Annotated in this window: 13 protein-coding genes; 2 read left to right on the forward strand and 11 right to left on the reverse strand. The window is 38.9% G+C overall.

The window, feature by feature from the left end; translation table 11 throughout:
• Window positions 1–88 precede the first annotated feature (88 nt).
• Window positions 89–1660, forward strand: coding sequence for a PepSY-associated TM helix domain-containing protein (locus ASU31_RS12520; RefSeq protein WP_057932637.1), 1572 nt, complete (start codon window positions 89–91; stop codon window positions 1658–1660).
• A gap of 73 nt (window positions 1661–1733) precedes the next feature.
• Here ASU31_RS12520 and ASU31_RS12525 read toward each other — a convergent pair whose 3' ends face one another.
• The 7 genes from ASU31_RS12525 to ASU31_RS12555 all read right to left on the reverse strand — a co-directional run bounded on the left by ASU31_RS12525 (window position 1734) and on the right by ASU31_RS12555 (window position 11717).
• Window positions 1734–2186, reverse strand: a complete 453-nt coding sequence (locus ASU31_RS12525; RefSeq protein WP_057932638.1) for a hypothetical protein — start codon at window positions 2184–2186, stop codon at window positions 1734–1736.
• A gap of 340 nt (window positions 2187–2526) precedes the next feature.
• Window positions 2527–4818: a TonB-dependent receptor gene (locus tag ASU31_RS12530; RefSeq protein WP_057932639.1), complete on the reverse strand. Its 2292-nt coding sequence runs from the start codon at window positions 4816–4818 to the stop codon at window positions 2527–2529.
• An 805-nt stretch (window positions 4819–5623) separates the two neighbouring features.
• Complete coding sequence (locus tag ASU31_RS12535; RefSeq protein ID WP_057932640.1) at window positions 5624–6598, reverse strand: 3-keto-disaccharide hydrolase; 975 nt, start codon at window positions 6596–6598, stop codon at window positions 5624–5626.
• 288 nt (window positions 6599–6886) lie between these two features.
• Window positions 6887–8080, reverse strand: a complete 1194-nt coding sequence (locus ASU31_RS12540; protein WP_057932641.1) for a phosphoglycerate kinase — start codon at window positions 8078–8080, stop codon at window positions 6887–6889.
• A 2-nt stretch (window positions 8081–8082) separates the two neighbouring features.
• Entirely contained in the window at window positions 8083–8523 is a 441-nt protein-coding gene (locus tag ASU31_RS12545; protein WP_057932642.1) for a GNAT family N-acetyltransferase, read from the reverse strand.
• Between the two features lie 502 nt (window positions 8524–9025).
• The gene (locus tag ASU31_RS12550; RefSeq protein WP_057932643.1) at window positions 9026–10363 is read right to left on the reverse strand and encodes a paraquat-inducible protein A; all 1338 of its coding nucleotides are present in this window, start codon (window positions 10361–10363) and stop codon (window positions 9026–9028) included.
• A gap of 28 nt (window positions 10364–10391) precedes the next feature.
• Entirely contained in the window at window positions 10392–11717 is a 1326-nt protein-coding gene (locus tag ASU31_RS12555; RefSeq protein WP_057932644.1) for a paraquat-inducible protein A, read from the reverse strand.
• A gap of 321 nt (window positions 11718–12038) precedes the next feature.
• On the opposite strand from ASU31_RS12555, the gene ASU31_RS12560 reads away from it, so the two are divergent.
• A complete protein-coding gene (locus ASU31_RS12560) occupies window positions 12039–12440 on the forward strand; it encodes a DoxX family protein (protein WP_057932645.1) in 402 nt (133 codons plus the stop codon).
• On the opposite strand, the gene gap is transcribed toward ASU31_RS12560, so the two are convergent.
• The 4 genes from gap to ASU31_RS12590 all read right to left on the reverse strand — a co-directional run bounded on the left by gap (window position 12430) and on the right by ASU31_RS12590 (window position 17779).
• Window positions 12430–13425 (reverse strand): type I glyceraldehyde-3-phosphate dehydrogenase, encoded by a 996-nt coding sequence (gap, locus tag ASU31_RS12565; RefSeq protein WP_209434987.1) that lies wholly within the window; start codon window positions 13423–13425, stop codon window positions 12430–12432. The genes ASU31_RS12560 and gap overlap by 11 nt on opposite strands.
• 929 nt (window positions 13426–14354) lie before the next feature.
• Window positions 14355–15434, reverse strand: coding sequence for an MraY family glycosyltransferase (locus ASU31_RS12575; RefSeq protein ID WP_245224536.1), 1080 nt, complete (start codon window positions 15432–15434; stop codon window positions 14355–14357).
• A 177-nt stretch (window positions 15435–15611) separates the two neighbouring features.
• Window positions 15612–16352: a glycosyltransferase family 2 protein gene (locus ASU31_RS12580; RefSeq protein WP_083505354.1), complete on the reverse strand. Its 741-nt coding sequence runs from the start codon at window positions 16350–16352 to the stop codon at window positions 15612–15614.
• A 1046-nt stretch (window positions 16353–17398) separates the two neighbouring features.
• Entirely contained in the window at window positions 17399–17779 is a 381-nt protein-coding gene (locus ASU31_RS12590; protein ID WP_167346182.1) for a hypothetical protein, read from the reverse strand.
• Window positions 17780–19487: the final 1708 nt, after the last annotated feature.

Below are 19487 nucleotides of genomic sequence, written 5' to 3' on the forward strand. Positions count from 1 at the left end.
TCATTAAAAATAATTTGGAGGAAAGCATTTAAAACGATTTCTTTGTAGGCGTAAACAATATTACACAACGAGGATACTACGCTCAAGAATGAAATCAGAAAATACCTCCAAAAAATTAAACTGGGCAAAACACCAAAAAAGGTGGTTCGGCAAATGGCATCTTTACCTGGGCATTATTGCCGGAGCAATTGTAGCCTTTGTAGGCGTTACGGGCAGTATCCTGGTTTTTCAGGATGAGATAGACCGAGCGCTGAACCCTAATCTGTTTGAAGTAATTGCGCAGAAACAAAAAATGCCAATTGAGGATATTGTGCCTTTGATCAGAAAAAATTATCCCAGCTTAAAAATTGATTACCTGATGCTTAACAACTTCAAAAATCCCAATGAAGCATATAGCGTTCTGAATTTAAAAAGTGGCGGAGAAGCCTTTATTAATCCATATACTGGCAAAACAACTGGTAAAAGAATACACACCAGTTCTTTTATCCATGTGGTTACCGAACTGCACAGAACATTGCTTATTCCTGTAGCAGGCCGTTACATATGCGGTCTGGCTTCACTCTGTCTTTTAATTTTAACCATTTCGGGCTTGCGCTTATGGATCCCAAAAAAATGGAAGCAGCTAAAATCGGCACTTACAGTAAGGTTTAGCGGCTCATTTAAGCGGCAAAATTACGATTGGCACAATTCACTCGGGTTTTACTCCTCTCCCATTGTGGCGATATTGAGCCTTACCGGTTTTTCGATTACTTTTTCTACGCTTGTTATTCCACTGTTATTTGTGCTTAGCGGGAAATCTCCTCAGGGCGTAGCCACGTTATTGGGTGCAAAATCTGCCTGGCATGCACAGGCTGTACCCCTTCCGCTTAAGGATATTGTTGCCGCAGCGAAAGAAAAAATGCCCAACGGTTATATTGGTGGGATTGCTTTTCCGGCCAACAAAACAGGCACCTACCGTTTAGATGTAGTGAGTGGAAACCTGCCTAAAGTTGGAAAAAGAGAAATGCTTATTGTTGATCAATATACTGGAAAAGTGTTATTGAACAGCCGGAAGGATTTCCCTAATGTTGGTAATGCTTATCTCAGCTGGTTAACACCAATCCACTATGGAAGCTTTGGTGGCAGGCCCACACAGATTATCGCCATTATTGCCGGCTTAATGCCGCTTGCCCTATTTATTACGGGGTTTATTATCTGGTGGCCACGTTATAAGAAACAAAAGAAAGGTAAAAAACCAAAGACAAATGAAGCTGCTTTGGATGAGGTATTGGGAACTCCGACAGTTGAAAAAGAATTAAAACCAGCGAAAATAAAAACACCGCTGCCAAAATTGGGCAGATATTTCCTTTTACAGTTTAGATCGGGCTTTAAATATGCCATTGTTATTCTGTTGATCAGTTTTATTATGGGTGCACTCTATGGCCTCCCTTCAGGAATAATTATCCAGCCAGCCATTTTCGTAGTGGCCTTTAGCTGCGTGATGGTCTGTTTGAATTTTATATGCGCATTGTTGTCAGAAATATTCAATATCCTTTTTCTACTTCCTTTTAAAAGGGGAAGTCATAGGGTAACCAGGTATTTTGCACTATCAACGGCTTTTCTGATATGTTATTTGGCGGTTTATATGGTGCTGCTTAATACGGGGCTTGAGGTTTTCTAGTGTGAAGCTTCGGCACGCTCTTACAGTTAGATGGTAACATCTGACAACATGTACATTTGATAACAGGTAGCGGTTATTTCTTCAGTATAAAATCTTTTAGCTGTTTTTCAAACTTCCCGCTAGAGAACGTTTCGTCGCTATTGATGCTTTTTTTACTGCTTTTACCAGGCGTAACATTAACCAAAGTACATGAAACCCTAGTTTTGGCAGCAGTCATTTTTTCTATATTGATCAGCCATAAACTTGTTATCATTGCTTTTACCGGCTTGTTTTTATACTTTACAATGAGGTAATTTTTCTGATTAGCCGAGGGATATACTTCATCTTTTATTGAAATAGTGGTCGTAAAAAGCCGATCATCTTTTATGGCATCAAAAGGCCCATCTTTTGATAAAGCGCTTTGAAGTTTACTAACCAGGTTGATCACCTCGTCTCTATTCTTATCAACAACAAAAGATATTTTTTGCGCCTTTGCCAGCGATAAGTTCAATAAAAATAAACAGATTAAGAATAGTTTGATTTTCATATATAAATCTTTTTAAAACAGTGAAGCTAAAATCATTAAGAGGTCTCCAAGATACAGATTAGTTATGGTTTCAGTACCGGTATCAGTCGCCAAGAATTAGAGTCTAATAAAAAAAGAGCCGCACGCACTGTTTGCTCAGTAATTAGCATTACGAACGAAAAGTTTTTAAAGAATGTCTTCATAGAAATATTTCAAACAGAAAAGGGCCTGTACTATGGATTAAAATCACCATGATACAGACCCGGATACAACTATTATTTCTTTTTCAATCCCTTATCAGGAATCCTTAATATTTAAAATACTTTTCTCACTTAAAAAAAATATGATAGGTGAAACAAATTTAAAATCTGAAAGAAAAATTAGCCACAAAGTTTCTGGTAAATTGCGGGTTTCCTACTAAATCCCAATATTCTACATTGGTGATGTTGTTTAGTTTAAAGCCAAATTTCCATTTTTCTTTTTGGTAAGAAACAGCGGCATTAATAATATGATAGGCTGGAATGGTATAAGTATTGCTGGAATTCAAATAGGAATCGCCAACGTAGTTTCCTCCAAAACCCAGCCCGATGCCTTTAATATTCTGCAATGGTAACTGATAACTTAACCAATAATTAACGATGTGTTTGGGTGCCTGTGTGGCGTATTTACCTTCATAAACATCGGCCTTAACATACTTATTTTCGTTAAATCCATACCCTGCCACAATATTAAGACCAGTAAAAGGATTTGCAGTAAGTTCTACTTCGACACCCTTGCTCACCTGCTGGCCATCCTGAAAACTAAACAGGGCATTATCCGTACGTAAAGCATTGTCAATATCAATATAATAATAACTGATGCTTCCGCCGAGTTTACCTTCAGGCAGTTCAGCTTTTACCCCTCCTTCCAATTGATTGGCAAATACCGGTTTTGGTTTAAAAAGACTCCCATCAGGCTGTTCAAGTGGTCCCTGATTTTGAAAACCATTCATGAAGTTTCCAAACAAAGATACCTGGTCTTTAACCAGTTGATAAACAACTCCGAACTTAGGAGAAAGAGATGGCTGAACAAAACCTCCTTCATAGGTTTGCTTAAAACGATCAAAACGCAAACTTAACATCGTCGACAAACGGTCAGTCCAGTTGATTACATCAGAAGCATATAAACCAAAAGCATTTCCTCCATAGGCATCATTTGATGTAGGTATTGAATTATCGGCCAAAAGGCTGGTTACCCTACTCAAGCCTGATTTTTCAAAAGGTTGGTTAATGTTTATTTTATCAAGCGGAAGGGCTTTGTAGGTAAGTGTTTCATCATTATATTCGAAACTAGCGCCAATCAACAGGTTATGGTGAAACCTGCCAGTACTGAACTTACCATTGAAATTTTGCTGGATATTGGCATAAGTTCTTTCTCTCGGGCCAAAATGCCTGATGCTTGTTGAAGCCGTGTCAGCGTTGATCCATTCCACGTAAGGTTGATAGCTGTGGTTTAAAAATTCATTTACGTGGGATACACCAGTTGTTGATGTCCAGTTTTTACTGATCTGATATTTGGCCTGTCCAAAATATTTTGTGGCTTCAGCGTCGCTGAGCAGATCATTTTGAAAGAAAGACTTCTTAAAGCCCACTGGAATATCCCTGGCCGATTTAAAAGGCACTTCATCCCCAAAAAGCAAGGTGTAAGCTAAACGGTTTGCGTTACTGTTAAAATATTCAAAATCAAATAAGAACGAAAGACGTTCGCTGGCCTGGTAAGAAAGACTGGGACTAATCACATACCTTTTATTTTTACCATATTCGCTTGAACTGTTCTGCTGGTGTTTTACTGCATTGAACCTTAACAGTACTGTTTTCTCTTTATTTAGCGGTGTATTGAGATCAATAGTAGCACGGCTTAAATCGAAGCTTCCCATGCTATAATCTACCTCACCACCAAAACCCGCATAAGGTTTCTTGGTTACCAGATTTATAGCACCACCAAAAGTAGCCACCTGAGCGCCAAAAAGCGTACCTGATGGGCCTTTAATCAATTCTACCCGTTCAAGATTCGCTATTTCCGTCCCCGTCCGGTAAACAGAGGTAGCCATTCCGTTTCTGGCGTAATCAAAATTGGTAAAGCCCCTAAATAATACCGCAAAACTTCCTGTCACATATTCTGTTGGCACAACTCCTGGCGCAGCCCTAAATACCTCCTTAACATCAGTCATCAGTTGCTCTTTAATTAACGCCTTTCCCACAACATTATATACTTGTGGATTTTCGAGATTTTTTAAAGGCATGCGGGCAACATAATCGGTTTCTTTAGTTTGCCGGCCATTGCTGTTTACAACAACCTCCTGCAATTGCTGCTTGTCTTCAACCAGCGTAAAATTAATAACGGTGGTTTCACCTGCTTTTATCGTTATTGTACTTTTTTGTGTAAGAAGTCCTGTGAAACTTGCGGTTAAGGTATAAGATCCTGCAGCAACTCTGTTTATTGTATAATGGCCTGCCTCGTTTACTACTGCAGCCTTATTTGTTCCTGCCAGAACAACATTTACAAATTCTGCCGGTTTACCATCTGAAGTAGTAACCGTACCCTTAATCGTACCTGTTTGGGCAAAAGCCTGCACCGATAAGACCGTTAAAAATAAAGTTAGAAATTTAAACATGTGAAATTGATTTTATTTAGACTTAATATAAATAGTTGCAAATATAGAAAATAATTAATTCTATAATTAGTCTAGTCAAAAAACATGTTTCACTGATTCATCAATTGATAAAATAGCTGGTATTAGTTGCAGAATAACAAAATATAGGTAGAAGGAGTAAAGTAAAAGCCTGCAGCGAAGCCTCCGCCAGTGAATTGAAATGCTTTGAGTTAGTATTTTAAAAGCGTAAAAGTCATTGTAATTTATACACCAGTGCGCTAAGGAAAATTATTACAATAGTATTAGGAATTGATAGTAGAGGAAAAGGATTCTGTTTCTCTCCGGAAATGGCGGTTATGTAACGGCCAGGCATAATTGCCTTCGCATTTTTAATCTATTAGCAGTAAAAATCATTTCTGACGATTAATACTTCTAAAGGTATCGACGTAGTATACTGGACACAAAAAGGAGTCAGTATCATAAGTCGTGATCCATTCGAACTTGTTAACAGGTCCTTCGACAGGCTCAGGATGACAATTACATTAGAACTTGTCACGTTGTCCAAAGGATTCCTAAGGAGAGCTTTTCCAAACGTATTGCGAGGCATTTAAACGCCCCTTCGACAGGCTATCATTGACAGATTCATGTAGAAAGGTCGTCATTGCGAGGAACGAAGCAATCTTAATGCGCACGCTGGTAGCGATCGTTGTAAGATTGCTTCGTCGGCTGAAAAAGCCTTCTCGCATCCGATAGCTATCGGATGACGATTTTTCGAAGCATAATCACTGCAAAAACACCTCTGTACAGCCTCTCCTATAAGAGATAATTATTTCGCCGGTGTAATTACAATTTTCCGGTATTCGATCGGTTCGTGATCTCCCTGAAGATAAATAGGCCCGGGCTCTCCCTCATTACTATCCAATGCTCCTCCGGTAATGCCCGGAATTTCCTGGTTACTGATGATGGTTTTACCATTGGCTACTACTGTTACCAAACGGCCAACAAGGGTAATATCGTAGCTCTGCCATTCATCGGGGCCAAGCGTAACCATTTCATTGGCAGTTAAAAATCCATAAATACCACCGAATAGTACGCTATTAGGATGCGCATCTTTTTTGCTATCTTCAATCTGCACCTCGTAACGGCCTCTTAAGTATACCCCACTGTTTCCTCCCTTGGCATATTTAAATTCTACGTGGAGTTTAAAATCATTATACTTCTGTTCAGAGATCAGATTTGAACCCGCTTTCGGACTGGTTAAAATACCGTTTTTCACGATCCATTGGTTTTGCCCATTGGTTTTCCAGCCAGACAGATCCTTGCCATTGAACAAATTGACAGGTTTGCCCCAAACTGGTGCTGCCGTTCTTTTCAGGTAAGGTGCCTTAACACCTTTCCAGTTATATTGTTTACCATTGCAATCTGTCATTGTTCCTTGAATTCCGGCATCGGCTACAATGCCATCAATAATCAGATTCGAGGTACCGCTTTCCCATTGCGGCGGGATTTCGAACCTAAACTTTCCATTATCAAACTTTACTTCCGATACCGGACGCGCACTACCGGCAGTAGATACAAAGTACCCCACTAAAGTTTTAAAACCCGATAGTTTTACTTCCAACCAGGCAGGCGCCGGTTTTCCGTTTACATCAACTGTAATGTCCCATCTGCCAATCAATGCTGCAGGCTCAACAGCAAGTTTAGTGTTATCCGGTATCGTTAGTGATGCAGCAAACGTTTTTTGAAACAGACCTGCAAGGAGCAGATAGCTTATACTGAATAAAAAGATTTTTTTTCTCATAGATGTAATTTGATTTATTATATAACTGATGTTTTATAACACAAGACCACCACTAAGTTACAGGCCAAGGTAAATTGCCAGTAAGGTATGACTTATTTGTTTTAAGCACAAGTAGCGCTTAGCTCCTGCACAGTATCGTTACATGATATGCTATACTCTTATAATGATAAGTCTTAAAAAAACATGTGTGCTAAACCAAGTGCCAAACTGTGTGAGTTGAAATCATCTAAAAATAAAGGCCCCTGCAAATTGATTTGCAAGGACCTCGTTTATGTTAAGATTTGTATTTTATCCATTAATGGCTTTAACACCTGGCAATTCTTTACCTTCCATATATTCAAGCAAAGCACCACCACCGGTAGAAACATAACTTACTTCATCTTCCATACCGAATTTTGCTATCGCTGCAGCAGAATCGCCACCACCGATTAAAGAGAATGCGCCGTTATCTTTGGTTGCAGCTACAACTGCTTCTGCAACAGCTTTAGTACCTACCTGGAAACTTTCCATTTCGAAAACACCCATCGGGCCGTTCCACAACAAGGTTTTAGAATTTTTAATTATATCCTGAAACAAGGCAACCGATTTTGGACCGATATCCAGTCCCATCCAATCTGCCGGGATCTGACCAGAGTCTACATCCTTTTTATCGGCATCGTTTGCAAATTTATCAGCAATTACCGTATCTACAGGTAAAATCAGATTTACACCTTTTGCTTTTGCTTTCTCGATCAGTTCTAAAGAAAGTGCTTGTTTATCAGCTTCTAATAATGAGGTACCGATTTCTCCACCCTGTGCTTTAGCAAAAGTGTAAGCCATACCACCACCAATAATCAGGTTATCTACCTTATCCAGCAATTTCTCGATCAAAAGAATTTTATCAGATACTTTAGCACCGCCCATAATTGCAGTAAAAGGTCTTTCTGCGTGGTTTAATATTTTCTCTGCATTTTCTACTTCAGAGGCCATTAAATAACCAAAGTATTTTGCATCTGGAAAAAACTGGGCAATAATTGAAGTTGAAGCATGTGCACGGTGAGCAGTACCAAAGGCATCGTTTACATAAACATCGCCTAATTTTGATAATTTCTCTGCAAAGGCAACATCACCTTTTTCTTCTTCTTTGTAAAAACGAAGATTTTCTAATAATAAAACTTCACCCGGTTTTAAATCAGCTGCCTGTTTTACTGCGCTTTCGCCAATACAATCATCAGCAAACTTAACTTCAACACCAACAAGAGCAGATAGATCAGATAAAATGTGTTTTAAAGAATATTTATCGGTAGGGCCATCTTTCGGGCGGCCTAAGTGAGACATTAAAATAACCGCACCACCATCTTTTAAGATTTTAGAAATGGTTGGCAAAGCCGCCCTGATTCTTTTATCGTCTGTAATTTTAAATTCGTCATCTAAAGGCACATTAAAATCTACCCTGATTAATGCTTTTTTATCTTTAAAGTCAAACTGGTCAATTGTATTCATGTTTAATTATTTTGATTTAAGTTTAATTTCATTTCGTAATGGAAACCGATGCCAGGGATATCGAACTCTGGCGATTCGGTAGTGAAGCCGATTTTCTTGTAAAAAGCTGCCGCCGTTGAACGGGCATTGCACCATAAATAATCGGTTTTATATTCTTTCAGGTACTCAATGGCAAAAGTAACCAGCGCAGCACCATAACCATTTCCAACCGCATCGGGATGGGTGGCCATGCCCCTAAGCTGATAGCCCTCTCCTTCTTCCGGAAAAAAATCGTTCCGCATAAATGTGGCTATCGATTTTATTTCTCCATCTTTTAAAAAACCAAGATGAAAGGTATCGTAGGCAAGATCGCCTTCAAAAATGCATGCTTCGAATGGTTTGCCATTGCGCAAAACCAGGCTTCTTAAAGGCAGTACTTCTTCTGGAAGAATAAATTTGACCATATTTTTAGTATCAGCTAGCTTACATCAAGTGTCAAGACATTGCTATTGGATGCACCGCAAACGTTTGCAAAGTTAATAAAGCAATTGAAACCCGATAATAATATCGACCTGAATTTTTAACATTTTAGATACTGACGCAAGAGGGCTTAAAAACAAATAGATTATGTTTTGTTTTTTGCAAAGCAAGGCTCACTGCATGTAGGTTACTGTAGTCCTTCTTTCCGCTACTATCTTTTTGTGATCGTAAGCAAATGATGATTGGCGCTGTAACAAAAAGGATAACCGCTGCAATAAGGTTTATTCAAACAAGGCCTGTAGAACAAAACCACGGGCAGCTTTGTATCTGTTTCCTTGCAGATTAGAAGTACCTAGCCCTGGGCGTAGCGGCATCCCTGAAGCGCAGCGCAAGGATACAGCGGAGAACGGGAACAGACGCTAATAGTAGATCAGACCTTGCGCTCCAAAAAATTAAAGCCTCATATAAAATGTTCCAGTTATCCAATTACGCACAAGGTCCATTCCTTTCATCTATCCGCTTCAATATGAAAGATAGTACCATGGCATAAGCTACATAGGCCACAAATACAAAAAAACCAAGCTGAAGCGCTGAATTGTTAGCTGTTACGGTTTTAAGCGTTCCACTCTGTACATTCAATCCCGAAAGCTGGCTCTTCAATATACCGTTCAGGCCAATATAGGTCATGGCAATGCCAACCACCATTACATCTGCCATATCCCATTTACCAAGGTCGAAGGCGAGGAAGCGCAATACTTTTCTGCTGCCAAAAAGATGTCCGCAGGACACATGAACCCCTCTGGCGATAATTCGTAGCAAAGGTAATACGACCACAAAAACAAGCAACAGTACACCAACCAGTACCGCATCCGGCTTTGGTTGTTCAATAAGCGTTCCTATAATACCAAGTATGCTTTTGCTCTGAAAAAAAAGCACTTGATTACTAAAAGCAATCTTATCGCCTAAAAGGCCAAATTCGAGTGACTGGATGCGCGCATCTACCTCTATAATCGGCGAGGTAACGCCAACAGTAAGCAAAATCACGGCAAACAACAGCGACATAATAAATAATGGTACATGTAACTGTACCGATTTTCTTAAAAAAAGCCATAATATGAGTGCAATAGCTATACAGCCCAGCATCCCCAATCCACATTGAAAAGTTTCTATTTTGATCTGTGCAAGCCTCGAGTTTACTAAACGGTCATACGCGGTTGCATTAGTAACATGATACTTATGGTAGATATTCTGCTCTATAGTGGTAATGGTGGTATCTGTGCTGTCGTAGGTCTGATTTTCCAGCTCATCTAGCTTACTCGTTGCTACCCCCTTAAGCCTTTTCAGGCTTGTTGGACTGGTAATTTTAGCCACAATAGTTTTCGCAAAGGAAGGTACCTGGGCGTGAAGTTCATCAACATCAACAAAACTGTTAAAGGCCAATTTTTTCAGTTTACCGCCAAGGGTTTTCTGAGGCTTGGTAACCTCTGACACTGCTTTGTTTACCAACCCATGCAGTTCTTTTTCAACCTCCTTGCGCATGTCTTTTTTCTGCTTTGCAGTTAAGTTGAAGCCTTTTACCCTTCTGTCAACAACTGCCGAAATTTTTTCTCCCCACCGGTCAACCGAGAATATCCCAAAAGTAATATTGTTCGACAAGCTGTAATCTTCTTTGATCCGTTTCTGTTCGTAAGAAAGTGAATGGAAGCGGTAGCCAAAATAGGCCTCCCCCAGCAAAAGGATGCTGAGACCAACGATCAGTGCAAGTGGCGCAAACCAGTTCTTTTTTGTGCGGATATTTTTAGGGGTATTTGGTGTAGTTGCCATAATAAATCAATCAGCTTTAATAAACGGGTTAGTGGGCATCATGTGGGGTAATGAACTTCAATATCGTAGAAAGAATGAGGCCATAAAGTACAAAACTGATGAATATGATGTATCCCGGCTGCAGGGCTGTATTATTAGTGGTTAAGATGGTAAGTGAATCATTTTTGATATTGAGTGCCTGGAGCTGACCTTCAAGCAGGCCGTTTAGTCCGATGTAAGCCATTAGGATAGCGATTACAATCACATCGGCCATACTCCACTTACCCGATTGGAAAGCGAAATACTTAATAATCCCATTTTCAGCCAAACGTTTATTGCCCAAAAGATGCACTCCTGTTGAGCTCAGTTTAACTACCGGAAAAAGGATGCTAAATACCAATATCAGCACCCCTACCAGGATAGAATCAATTCCGGGCTGGCTAATAAGCACCCTCACTACATCCATAATACTTTTACTCTGAAAAAACAGCACCTGATCTTTAAACACCACATGTTCGCCAAGCAGCACAAAATCGAGCGAACGGATCCTGGCATCCACCTCGATCATCGAGGCGGTAAGGCCTACGAAAAGGAGAATGAACGCAAACAGCAGCGACATTACAAAAAGTGTAACGTGAAGATCCCTGCGTTTGCGGAGCCCCCACCAAAAACCAAGAACAACCACTACGCAGGCGAGCATACCAAAGGAATAGCCATAAGTTTTTGTACGGATATCGGCGAGTGAGGCACTGAGCTTTTTATTGAGCAGCCCGGTAGAGGATACCTGATATTTACGGTACATCGCCTTTACAGAAGCGCCGTTTGCAACGAAGGCACTATCGAACTTTTCCTCATCGGCCAATTCGTTAAACTCACCCATGGCCATTTTACTTAACTGCCGCTTGTTCTTAGGATTATCTACCTCGGCTATAATTTTCCTGGCAAAACCAGGCACCTGCGCCCGTATGCTATCAGAGTTCACAAAATTGCGGATCGCAAATTTCTGGATCTTTCCGCTTAAAGTCTTTTTTGGCTTATTCACTAAGGCTTCTGCCTTATTAATAAGCGCAAGCAGCACCTGCTCTACCTCTGTTTGTAATATTTTTTTTTGTTTTCTGGTCATCTTCAGGTTGCGGACCTGGTGATGCACAATCCTGGATACATTGTCTTTCCATTGCTGCACCGAAAACAGCCCATAGGTAATGTTGTTGATATCAGCATAATCTTCCTTAATGCGCTCCTGCTGATCAGAAAGCTCGTGCAGCCTAAATCCGAAATAAGCCTCCGTGCCCAGGAGCATGGAAAGGGAGAAGATGAGCAGAAATTTGGGAAGCAGGGACTTCCGGCTCCCTGTATTGTTTTTATGTGTTTCCAAGCCTATCGGTTTACGCAGTTTATATCAATTTCTATCTGTTTCCCTTGCCCAAACCAACAGCAAGTGCTTTAATACGCGCTTACCGATCGGAATATCGGGCCTAATATTGGCAGATAAAACCAACAACACACAAAAAAAGTTTTTGAAAGGTGAAAATATAGCCTGCAGTTGTCTGAACGCTGTATTAAATCATTCAATATTAGAATACCTGTATTTAACCATCCGCCCAGTTAGGTAAATTTCATGCGCTAAATTAAATCAAACAGATTTACTGATCGCTTGTTGAATGATATAGCTCATTTTGATCTGATCCGCAATGTTATGAAAGAGGAAAATATAAAAAAAGCCGCCAGGATATTGTTGGGCGCAGGTTTAATTACTGCAGGAATTGGCCATTTAACTTTTGCGCGTAAGCCTTTTCAGGCCCAGGTACCCGATTGGATACCCTTGAAAAAAGATGATACCGTGGTATATTCTGGTTTGGTTGAAATTGCATTGGGCGCGGCCTTAGTGCTAGCGCCCAAAAAATATCAAGATTTAGTAGGTAAGGTTTCCGCAGGATTATTTGTTAGCGTATTCCCTGGGAATATTTCACAGTACACTCATAAACGCAGCGCCTTTGGCCTTAATACTGATAGTAAACGTTTTTTACGCTTATTTTTTCAACCAGTATTGGTTTATTGGGCATTAAAATCTACACAAAAATCTAAAATCAGCCTTTAGCAAGCATGTCTATTTTTTTCACCACATCGATCAAACGGCTGCTGTAACCAAATTCGTTATCGTACCAGCCCACTACTTTAACCAGATCGCCAACGATAGAGGTTAATAGCGAATCGAAAATACAGGAATGTGGGTTGTCTATAATATCGACTGATACAATTGGATCTTCAGTATACTCAATGAGGCCTTTCAATTCGTTTTGTGCAGCGTATTTAAAAGCTGCATTAATTTCTTCGATGCTTGTTTTCTTCTTTAGCAGACAGGTAAAATCGGTTAACGATCCGTTTAAAACCGGAACCCTGATTCCTGCTCCACCTAAACGGCCATCCAGTTCAGGAAAAATATGGGTAATGGCTTTTGCTGCCCCTGTTGTAGTTGGAATGATGGAGGATGAAGCTGCTCTTGCCCTGCGTAGATCTTTATGATTTGCATCGTGCAGATTCTGATCGCCTGTCATCGAGTGGATGGTTGTAATATAACCTTCTTCAACACCCCAGTTATCGTTCAAAATCTTAATCATCGGGGCAATATTATTTGTTGTACAACTGGCATTTGATAGTACAGGGCTACTTAAATCAATCTGATGGTCGTTTACACCTAATACGACCATCGGAATATCATCAGCAGCCGGAGCTGAGATGAGCACTTGTTTTGCGCCTGATGTAATGTGTTTTTCTGCCAATGATCTGGTTAGATTTTTACCCGTACAATCGATAACCAGATCCACTCTAAGTGCCGACCAAGGTAATTCATCGGCATTTTTAATTGCGAAAACCGGAATAGAGAGCTGATTGATTACCAATGCATCAGGTTTTGCAGAAACATTACCTGCGAAAACACCATGAACAGTATCGTACTTAAATAAATGAGCCATCGTTTTGGCATCTGCCAGGTCGTTAATCGCTACTACTTCAAATCCCTCAGCTAATGCTAAGCGTAAAAATGTTCTTCCTATTCTACCAAAACCATTTATTGCCAGCCTCATTATTATAAAAATTAGAGCGCAAAATTAGTATTTATTTATCAAAGCAAAGACCTCATTATATAAGATGGAAAAGGGATGATGAAAGCTTATTCAACGGCTACTTTTTTATATAAGGTCAAAAATATTCTACTTGGGCACCACAAAGATAGAGGGGAAAAGAAAGATCGCAGCAACCGTAAGCACTACAATGCTTTACTAAAAACATAAAATTAACTTTAAGAGTGCAAAGCCTCCTACTTTTTTATATAATAAGGTTCTTTTTTAGGAGCGCAGAGCCTGTACAGCTATTAATGTTTGTTCCCGTTCTTCGCTATATCCCTGCGCTGCGCTCTGGGGATGCCGCTGCGACCGGGGCTATGCACTTCTATTCTGCAAGGAAACCGATACAAAGCTGCCCATTATTTTTACGATTAAAACCTTGCTGAGTTATGACCTTCAAGCCTCGGTTAAATAAACCTTATTGTAGCGGCTATCCTTTTTGTTGCAGCAACCAACAACATTCTGCTAACCTTCACAAAAAGATAGGAGCGCAAAGAAGGGCTGCTCAAACCGATAGACACTACACCTGCTTTACTAAAAAAAGTGAAATTAATTTAGGAGCGCAGAGCATGTGCAGCTATTAATGTTTGTTCCCGTTCTTCGCTATATCCCTGCGCTGCGCTCCGGGGATGCCGCTGCGACCGGGGCTAGGCACTTCTATTCTGCAAGGAAAGATACAAAGCTGACCGAAGTTTTGTACTACAAACCTTGGTTAAATAAACCTTATTGTAGCGGCTATCCTTTTTGTTGCACCAACCAACAAAATCCTGCTAACCACCACAAAAAGATAGGAGCGGAAAGAAGGACTGCCGTAACCGAAAGGCAAACACCTGCTTTACGAAATAGTAAAATTAATTTTCTGAAGCGCAGGAAAATATGCTAAATTAATTTTACCTGCTCTTCTTTTTAAGCAGACCTAAGGTAAGCAAGGTATTAAACGCAATGCAGAGACCAATAATGAGCAAAATCAATACAAAATTTCCAAAATGCTGAAGGAAAATGGTGGCAGCTATTGTAGCCAGATTAAACCCAGCAGTAGAAATTACGATCCAGCTGGGCTTAAACCCTAACTGCTCTAAACGGTGGTGGATGTGGTTCCGGTCTCCCTTAAACGGAGAAATTCCTTTTAAAATACGGATGGTAAAAACCCTTAATGAGTCGAAAATGGGTACGATCAGTATGGCTACCGCTATTGCTGGTGCAGAATAAAAAGCTGGCCTGCTTCCTCCGGTAAACTTATTGAGCTCTATAAACTTAATAGCTAGTGCAGCAGAAATAAGCCCGATGATCAGTGCACCGGTATCGCCCATAAATATTTTTGCAGGAAACCAATTGTATTTTAAAAAACCCGCTATGGCACCTGCTAACGCAAATGCAATAAATGCATAAGGCACCTGCCCCATCGAAGAAAACAAAATACCGAAAACCAGGCTCGTTAAAATGCCGATTCCACCTGCCAATCCGTCAATGCCATCTATTAAATTGAATGCATTGTTCAGGAAAATAATCAGTGCAATCGAAAAAAGGCTACCCCATAAAGGCGCCATATCTCCTATACCCAATACACCGTACAAACTTGTTAAGCGAAAGGCACCAAAAAAAACCAGGATAAAGGCTACTACGATCTGCAGAACAAATTTTGTACTGGTATTGGTGCCATAAACATCATCTTTTAAACCAAGTGCCGCAAGGATGATGCACGATGCAATTAAAAAATTAGCTTCTTTAAAATTAATAATGGCCGAAAAAAGCAAGATACATACGGTAAAACTACCCACAATGGCCAAACCACCTAAACGTGAAATATTGCGTTTATGGTTTTTACGGTACAGGTCGTTCTTATCAAAAAGCCCATACTTTAACGAAGTATAGATTATACTTGGAATACTAATAATTACGATTGAAAAAGCCAAAATAAATATGGCTATACAGAAATAGTCAGGGCTGGTATTCAGAATATCTTTTAGCAAAACTTATAGAGACTTGCAAGCAAATATAATCATACTAATATAAACAAAATTGTAATGTAAAATGTTTGACATGACATTTATCAAAATAATTGACTTACGTCATTCTAAACAGACAAAAAATATTCCAGATATTAAGCCCAGCAACCAATAAATGATGCTAAAAACTGATTAAAAACACTAAAACTGACTGAGTTTGCTTATCTTCTTCTGCAACAACACCCAAAAAGGCAAGGGCATCTTATTCCTTTTTAAGGCTTTATAATCATTAACAAAGGCAGAGACCCTGCTCATTACAGATTGATTACTTACCCCTCCCATGCGCATATTTACCATTAAGACAGGCAGGTAAACCGCTTCTATTTTATGGGTATAAAAGTAACGTAGTATTAATTCGTAATCGGCAGCGGTGCCAAGATCTAAGGCATAATCTCCGTTTTTTTCAAACAAAGATCTTTTCAAATACAGTGTAGGGTGTGCGGGCATCCAGCCTTTTTTAAGGTCCTGAAAGGTGTTTTGCTGTGATTTCCAGGTCCTGATCGTTTTATGTGTTGTGGCATGGATGTAATTAAGGTCACCATAAAGTCCATCTATTTTAGGCTGATCGATAAAGGTTTTGGCAACTGAGGCCAATACATCAGGGTGTGCAAATAAATCATCGGCATTTAAGATTCCGATCACCTTTCCCGTTGCCCTCTGGATCCCTTTATTAATGGCATCGTATAAACCTTTATCTTTTTCTGAAATAAAATAATCAATGGCAGATTGGTTCTCCTGAATAATATTCAATGTCCGGTCTGTCGATCCCCCGTCAATCACCAGGTACTCTACATCAGGATAGGTTTGTGCCATTACAGAATTAAAACACTCTTGTAAAAAGGTTTCTCCATTGTAAACGACGGTGATGAGGGATATCTTCATTGTTACCAAACAGCGATTCTTCAGCTTTTTTTAAGCTGAAAACTGTGGTAAAGATAAAGAATAGCTTTACATATGCCGAATAGTTTCCTATTCGAGCCGACAAAGATGATCTATAGTTTATTTCTTCTTCTGATGACGAGCAGACCAAATAAGCCAGCTACTGCTCCTAAAAGCCAGGTGTGGTCGTCAAGGTTGCATTCTACTGTAGAGGTATAATTAACTAAATCACCATATTGGCATGTTAAACAAACGGCGGATACTCCTGGGACACTGATAGATGGATTACCATAAATACACCCATTGATAACTGGAGGGTCTACAATTTTAGCCCATGGAATTGTACATGATACGGTTGAATTTATTGTAGGGCTCAATTTATAAATCTTTCCGCCCAAAGCAAGGCTAAGTCCGCTCCCTAAGTCCACTCCTAATAAATAAGAATTGGAGGAAGTATATATCAATGAACCACCTGAAACCCTACAGCCGTCCGCTGCTCGTACTTTCTCTACAAAAAGAATGCAAACAAACAAACAAACAATGAGAAGCTTCAACATTTTCATAAACCACGGGGATGATTTATTCAAATTTACCCTAGAAAGCCCTTAAAAGGCCTGTTCCTTTTGTTCAATGCGATATTAACACTATAGCCCTTAATGATACAAACTTACCACTACAAGAAATACCAGAGTAATTGCTTATAGGCTATATACGAATTGAGTTTTTTTACGAATTATGATGATACCAAAAACCCCAGCAGAACATATGATAAAAGGATATAATCTTCAACGGGTACACTACTTAGCTCGTCTGCACATGGATAATTTGGATTAGCATCCGAAATATGCAGAAGCATATGGATATAACTGTAATAGCATATTTAATACCTTAGGTTACCGTAATTCTTCAGTCGCTAACCGGATCTCTAAACTCCTATAAGTTGGCTAGCATCACCATTGTAAGTAGCCATTCCCATAGTACTAAACATAACAATATCAACAGAGACTAATCATTTAAAAGTTAAATGGGGCACAGATTTTTTTAAACAATTAAGTAGTAGTTAATTCAGTCGAATTAAATAAATTCTTGCGTAGAAAACAAACGCCAATAATACTGGAGAAAACGATAATCAATCCATTATAGTCATCCAAAGGGAGATTACAATAATTAATTAATTCATACTCTAGGGGCCGGCCAATGCCTAAACTCTCATTCCCATTAATTATACACCCATTTTTTTGTGCATCTGTTATCCTTAAATCTTGTTTGTAGCCCCACATATAACATTTCGATGGATCTTGGTAATACGCAACCTCTGAATCTTTTACTGGCTCTACACTAGATGAAAAATTTTCATAATATTGAGTGTAATATTCATTTCTATATATTCCAACATCAGCAAGCTGAACATTATATATGTTATCATTCAATAGACACCCTCTTTTATTCGCACAAAATGCTGTATTTACAAATAAGGAAAAACAGAATAGGATTAGCACCCTAGCAACATTTACATTCATCTAAATTTTTAACTTTTTTCACTTAAAAACGTAGTACAAAAACTACATTTTTCGCAAAAATCGTAAAATAAACAGTACTATTTAAGATGGCTCGTTGATTCTGTTTTTTCTATGACGAACGTGTAGACTAGGCTGAAGAGTATCGTAAAGGCATTTTTGTTGATTAAAATCAAACTTTTAAAAATTTAAAATGCCTTAAGTGGCTCGAAAAGCAGATTTGATAAATTGAATCAATTTTGGCGGATGCTTTTTACATGAAAAGTGCGTTCAACTAGTGTTGACAATTGTCATGAACAAAATGAACGAAACTAAAACAACTTTAATAAAACCTGGATAATCTAATGTTTTTAAACTTGAAACGTGTCAGAGAAAATGAGCCAATTCCGGCTAAAACAAGCAATGCAAAGGGAGCATAGTCATCTATTGGGCAATCGGTAGGGCTGGTGGAAAAAGAAACCAGTGTACCAAAATCGTCACCAGGACCACTATACCCTTTGATATAACATGACCCCTGTCCGTTGCCAAGCCCACCATAACAATAGACCTGAGACAATGTATACCTATTCGTAAAATTATCATTGCGATACTGGGGGACACCATTAAACAAAATTGAACCATCACGCACATAATATATGGTATTGGACCCAAGTGTCGCTTGGCATCCTGTAACAATTGCACCATAGGAATATGATGCCGATAGCAATACCAAGACAAAAATTATTATGCGATACTTCATTAAAACTAGGGACAGGACTTATACAAAAGTACAAATCCCTAACAAAAGACACTAATAAAGATGTATAATTATACAAAAAATACCTTTTATGCACCTACTTATGAGTATCAAAAAACTCTGCCATAAAATGGATCCATATCGCAAAGACATGCATAAGACACTAAATATAAGCCCGTTAACATCATAAAGTAATCAGCAGAGTGAAACTAATTCATTCAAAATTTATAGATAATCTACATTAAAATTTTAGCGTCTCTACATGTGTTTGTTTAACATTGCAAGTCCAAAACATGATGTGATTAACATGAAGAAAACGATATAGGAATCAATTGGGCAAGGATAAATTAAATTCGTTGTTGCTTGCCTATAGTATGAACTATTTAAGCCTTCTATACTGCATGGCGCGTTTGGGTTATATGATCCGGTAGTAAATGTTGTGCATGATAACACCGAACCCGAGGTCGCATATGTAGATCCGCTATAGTTGTTCGTTCCTATCGAAATATAATAAAATCGGCTGGTAAAAGTACTATAGCAACCATCAGTGGCATAGCTTTTACTAAAAATACCCATAAACAGGACTATCAATCCAAATGTATATAATTTGCTCATAAGAAAACGACTTCAACAAAAATAGTTAATATCCGTAATCTTAATAATACAAAATTATTTATTATGTTGACTTTAATCATGTTAAATCGTATTTCTATATTCTGAGCAAAAAGAAGCACTACAGCATATAAAAACATAATAATCAGCACATTATACACTTATAAAATACTTAAGAAAAGGACCATCTATACTGCAATCACCCAATAAAACTGTTTTTGGTAAATGCTTTTAATTAATGGCAGGGCTATGCTTTTCTAATTACTATTTTTT

The sequence above is a fragment of the Pedobacter ginsenosidimutans genome, from assembly GCF_001442625.1.
In the GTDB taxonomy this organism is placed as follows: domain Bacteria; phylum Bacteroidota; class Bacteroidia; order Sphingobacteriales; family Sphingobacteriaceae; genus Pedobacter; species Pedobacter ginsenosidimutans.

Bases quoted from the DNA above. Each gene is read 5' to 3' on its own strand.
- ASU31_RS12530 (WP_057932639.1), bottom strand. From the start codon at position 4,818: ATGTTTAAATTTCTAACTTTATTTTTAACGGTCTTATCGGTGCAGGCT.
- ASU31_RS12520 (WP_057932637.1), top strand. From the start codon at position 89: ATGAAATCAGAAAATACCTCCAAAAAATTAAACTGGGCAAAACACCAA.
- ASU31_RS12550 (WP_057932643.1), bottom strand. From the start codon at position 10,363: ATGGCAACTACACCAAATACCCCTAAAAATATCCGCACAAAAAAGAAC.
- ASU31_RS12535 (WP_057932640.1), bottom strand. From the start codon at position 6,598: ATGAGAAAAAAAATCTTTTTATTCAGTATAAGCTATCTGCTCCTTGCA.
- ASU31_RS12580 (WP_083505354.1), bottom strand. From the start codon at position 16,352: ATGAAGATATCCCTCATCACCGTCGTTTACAATGGAGAAACCTTTTTA.
- gap (WP_209434987.1), bottom strand. From the start codon at position 13,425: ATGAGGCTGGCAATAAATGGTTTTGGTAGAATAGGAAGAACATTTTTA.
- ASU31_RS12540 (WP_057932641.1), bottom strand. From the start codon at position 8,080: ATGAATACAATTGACCAGTTTGACTTTAAAGATAAAAAAGCATTAATC.
- ASU31_RS12545 (WP_057932642.1), bottom strand. From the start codon at position 8,523: ATGGTCAAATTTATTCTTCCAGAAGAAGTACTGCCTTTAAGAAGCCTG.
- ASU31_RS12525 (WP_057932638.1), bottom strand. From the start codon at position 2,186: ATGAAAATCAAACTATTCTTAATCTGTTTATTTTTATTGAACTTATCG.
- ASU31_RS12560 (WP_057932645.1), top strand. From the start codon at position 12,039: ATGAAAGAGGAAAATATAAAAAAAGCCGCCAGGATATTGTTGGGCGCA.